Origin of the sequence: Mesorhizobium sp. M1A.F.Ca.IN.020.06.1.1 (genome assembly GCF_004023265.1) — a bacterium.
Taxonomy (GTDB): Bacteria; Pseudomonadota; Alphaproteobacteria; order Rhizobiales; family Rhizobiaceae; genus Mesorhizobium.
On record NZ_RZSR01000504.1, the window covers coordinates 1 to 4,297 of the forward strand.

Annotated in this window: 5 protein-coding genes; all 5 read left to right on the forward strand. The window is 63.0% G+C overall.

What is annotated here, in order from left to right:
• Positions 1–1,295 (forward strand): DNA methyltransferase (locus EOA60_RS20855; protein WP_164899434.1); only part of this gene is annotated, 1,295 nt, incomplete at its 5' end.
• Positions 1,292–1,513 (forward strand): hypothetical protein, encoded by a 222-nt coding sequence (locus EOA60_RS20860; RefSeq protein ID WP_127215657.1) that lies wholly within the window; start codon positions 1,292–1,294, stop codon positions 1,511–1,513. The genes EOA60_RS20855 and EOA60_RS20860, both read left to right, overlap by 4 nt.
• The gene (locus EOA60_RS20865) at positions 1,510–1,797 is read left to right on the forward strand and encodes a hypothetical protein (RefSeq protein ID WP_127335638.1); all 288 of its coding nucleotides are present in this window, start codon (positions 1,510–1,512) and stop codon (positions 1,795–1,797) included. The genes EOA60_RS20860 and EOA60_RS20865 overlap by 4 nt, the downstream gene beginning before the upstream one ends.
• Positions 1,798–2,922, forward strand: a complete 1,125-nt coding sequence (locus EOA60_RS20870) for a CHC2 zinc finger domain-containing protein (protein ID WP_127335639.1) — start codon at positions 1,798–1,800, stop codon at positions 2,920–2,922. It abuts the gene before it with no gap.
• A complete protein-coding gene (locus EOA60_RS20875) occupies positions 2,919–4,217 on the forward strand; it encodes an AAA family ATPase (protein WP_128311811.1) in 1,299 nt (432 codons plus the stop codon). Before EOA60_RS20870 ends, EOA60_RS20875 begins: the two co-directional genes overlap by 4 nt.
• The last annotated feature ends 80 nt before the right edge of the window (positions 4,218–4,297 follow it).

Below are 4,297 nucleotides of genomic sequence, written 5' to 3' on the forward strand. Positions count from 1 at the left end.
GCACACGCCGGATTCTCGAGGAGAAGTGGGCCGAGCACAACGAGATGATGGAGCGGATGACGGAGATCATCCGCAAGTACGGTTTGGGCAAGCTGCCACTGGAGAGCGTTCTGCAGCGCTCGATTGGCGTGGAACGGCGCGAGGAGCGTGGTCAGTTCTTCACGATCGCCAACAACGATTGCGTCGACGAGGCGCGCCGGCTGGAAGCCGACAGCGTGGGCGAGATCATCACCTCGATCCCCTTCAGCAATCACTATGAATACACGGCGAGCTACAACGACTTCGGCCACACCGACGACAACGCCCATTTCTGGGCCCAGATGGATTTCCTGACGCCGGAGCTCTACCGGATCCTGAAGCCCGGCCGGCTCGCCTGCATCCACGTCAAGGACAGGATCCTGTTTGGCAACGTCACCGGCACCGGGCTGCCAACGGTCTCTCCCTTCCATGCTGAGGCGATCTTCCATTTCAGCCGGCACGGCTTCGACTATTGCGGGATGATCACCGTCGACACCGACGTCGTGACCGAAAACAACGGCAACTACCGCCTCGGCTACACGGAAATGCTGAAGGACGGCACCAAGATGGGCGTCGGCTCGCCGGAGTATGTGCTGCTCTTCCACAAGCCGCAGAGCGACCGCACCAAGGGCTATGCCGATGATCGGGTGAGCAAGAGCCGAGACGATTACAGCCTCGCGCGCTGGCAACTCGATGCCCACGCACACTGGCGGTCGAGCGGCGACCGGCTGCTCACCCGCGACGAGTGGACCGCGATTCATCCGCGCGCGGTGCCCAAGGCCTTCCGCGCCTACAGTGAGGCGACGGTCTACGATCACGAGGCGGTCGTCGCGATCGGCGAGGTCCTGCAATCCAAAGACCGGTTGCCGACCGAATACATGGCGCTGGCGCCGGTCTCGCGCTCGCCATGGATATGGTCGGACGTCGTGCGCATGCTGACCCTCAACGGCAGCCAGGCGCAGCGCAATGTCGAGAAGCATATCTGCCCGCTGCAGTTCGATATCGTCGACCGGCTGATCGATCGCTATTCGAGCCCCGGCGACGTCATCTTCGATCCCTTCGGCGGCCTCATGACCGTCCCCTACCGCGCCATCCTCAAGGGGCGCTTTGGTATGGCGTCGGAGTTGAACGAGACGTCTTTCGTCGACGGGCTCTATTACTGCCACGAGGCTGAGGCCAAGCGGAACACGCCGAGTTTCTTCGATCTGCTGGAGGGGCGGCTGCCGATGGTTGACGCGCCGTCGATCGCGCCAACGATCGCCGAGGTGGCGCCATGATCCTCGATTTCGGCAAGGAAGTTTCCGCCATCATCGACGCGCTCGACCTGAAGCCGGCCGATGTTCCGCCAGAGCGGGGCATGAAGGTGGCGATGATCCTGGTCGCGGTGCTCGACCGCGGCTTGTCAGAGGAACGCCGGCGCGTCCTCGACATCATTGCACGCAAGGCGCTCAACGCCGCCGAGCTTCGCGCGGAAATCACGAGGCCGGTCCGATGAACGACGCAGAGGTCCGCGCCGTTCCGGAATCGAACGGCTTCCGGGGTGAATTCAAAAAGGTGCACCGCACCGACTGGGAGCCCGTCTGCGAAAATGGCGTCGCCCAGCTGTTCGATACCGAAGAGCAGGCCCAGGTCGCCGCCTATCGCGCACTGATGAAGCACCTATTCGGCGACGGCATTGTCCGCGACGGCGAAAAAGCGTCAGCCGAGCGATCCAAGGCCGAGGCTCTGTTCGGCGGCATCTTCAGGCGCGGCCGCAAGATCGAGGTCGAGCGGCGATAGATGTCCAGACGCATCGATCCGACAGAACTGGACGACTTGAAGTCGCGCACGCTGCTTTCCAGCGTGTTCGAAAAGTATGGCGTCAAATCTCGGGGCAGCAAAAAGGCCAAATGGGCGGTCTGCTGCTTTCATGCGGAAAAGTCCGGCAGCCTCAAGATCAACGACGAGCGCGGCCGCTACCATTGCTTCGGGTGTGGCGCCGCCGGTGACCATTTCAGCGCACTGCAGGAGCTAGGCGGCAAGACCTTCATGGAGGCCGTCGAGGTCCTTGGCGGTGTCCGGCTCATCACCGCAGAGGAGCGGCACGCTATCGACGTCCGTAATAAGGAATGGGAGGACGAGGAGCGCAAGGCCGTCGAGCGGACGCGCAAATCGATCACGCATACCTTCACGACCGGCAAGCCGATCGCCGGCACCCACGTCGCAGCCTACCTTCAGGAAACCCGCGGTCTTCGTGTTGGCAAGTCCTGGACCTTCGATCTCCGCTTCATTCCGGATCTCGTCTACCGTGGCTTCGCCTCTCCGGATGCCGAGGAATCGGTCGAGCTCGGCGCGTTCCCGGCGATGGTTGCCGCGATCCGCGCGCCCAGCGGCGACATCATCGGGCTGCATCGTACCTATCTGGATCGCGACGCCCCGAAGAAGCTTACGCCGCCCGGCGATCAACGCCGCAACAAGGCAAAGAAGGTGCTGGGCGAGCAGCGCGGCGGTTATATCCGGCTCTCCCCTGATGCATCGCGCCTCGCCACCGGCGAAGGCATCGAGACCTCGCGCGCATGGCTCGAGCTCGGCTACGGCGGCGATGACGTGGCCGTCGGCGCCGCGGTGTCGCTCGGCAACCTGTCGGGCGGTTCGATGGGCTCCATGGAGCATCCCGACGATCCCGCGAAGCGTATCCCGAACGGCGTCCCCGACATGGATCGGCCGGGCATGCTGCTGCCAGCTTGCGTGCGCCAGCTCATCCTGCTCGGCGATGGCGACAGCGATCCCGCTATGACGCGGGCGCGCCTTCTCGTCGGCGGACGTCGGTTCCGCAATCTCGGGATCGGCGTTTCGATCACGATGGCTCCGGCCGGCCACGACTTCGCGGACCTCCTCCTCCAGGATGTCGGGGCGAACCCATGACGGTGGCGCCAACGATCCAGTCTTTCGATGAGTTCGAGGCCGCCACGGTCGAGGCTTTGAAACCGCCCTTCCGTTCGAAGTTCGGTCTCATCCGGTGGGAAGACCAGAACGCCAGGAGCGCACGGCCGTATGAGTTTCAGGTGCAGGACCTGTTGCCACGTCGTGAAACCGTGCTCTGGTTCGGTGAAAGCCAGTCCGGCAAATCGTTCTCTGCCTTTGACGCCGGCATCCATGTCGCCGCCGGCATGGCCTACCAAGGGCGCCGCACGCTGCGCGGCGGTGTGGTCTATTGCTGTGTCGAGAAGGGCCACGGCGCCCGCAACCGCATGCAGGCCTTCCGCCAGTTCTACGATCTGCCGATCGAGGATTTCCCCTTCGCGGTGACGACACGGCGCTTCGATATCTTCTCCGAGGAAAGCACGGTCGACGAGCTCGCGGCTGAGTGCATCGAGATCGCCAAGAAATGGAGCTATTCGCTCGATGTCGTCGTCATCGACACCCACGACAAGGCGACGCCTGGCGCCTCCGAGATCGACAAGAAGGATGTCTCCACCATCCTGAAGCGCTACGAGCGTCTCCGCGACCTCACCGGCGCCGCCGTCTGGGTGATCGGCCATTCCAACTCATTCGGCTCCGCGCGCGGCTCCCTCGTCCTCTACAACGCCATCGAAACCGTCATCAGCATTTCGGTGATGAAGGACAAGCAGCTCGGCGAGTTTCGTGACGCCAACAACCGGGTGATCCGGCAAGCCAAAGTGATGAAGCAGTCGGAGGGCGAAGCCGGCTTCAGCTGGAAGTTCGTCTTGCCGGCCGTCGAGATCGACCGCAACGACTATGGCGAGCCGGTGACCTCGTGCGTGGTGACGCCGCCGGCGAAGGAAGAAGGTGAAGTCGTCGACAAGGGGTTCAAACCGACAACCAACGATTCGATGTTCCTGAAGGCGCTGCTCGCCGCTCTCACCGACAAGGGGCAGCCCCCGTCGCCCATGTTGGCGTTGCCGCCATCGATAACCAGGGTTGTCGATTACGAGCACGTCAAGGAGGCCTTCAAAAACCTCAACCCCGATGATGGCGAGGATCTCGCGAACTGGCGTGATCGCCTCAAGAAGGCGCTCCGCCGCGGCCGCGAGCGGCTGCTCGATCACCGGATCATCGGGGTGAACAGCCCCTTCATCTGGATCACCGGCAAGCCAGTGCGCGGGATCATCAGGCCAAAAACGAACGCGCCAAGCCAGACCGAAAAGTCGGCCGGAATGGACGAGGTTATGGCGTCAGAGGGGGACATCCAACTTTGACCGGCTCTGTCCCCCCTTCAAAAAACGCGCAAAGCCTTGTGACGCAAGGCGTTTCGAATTCTTGGTCACCACCTCTCGAA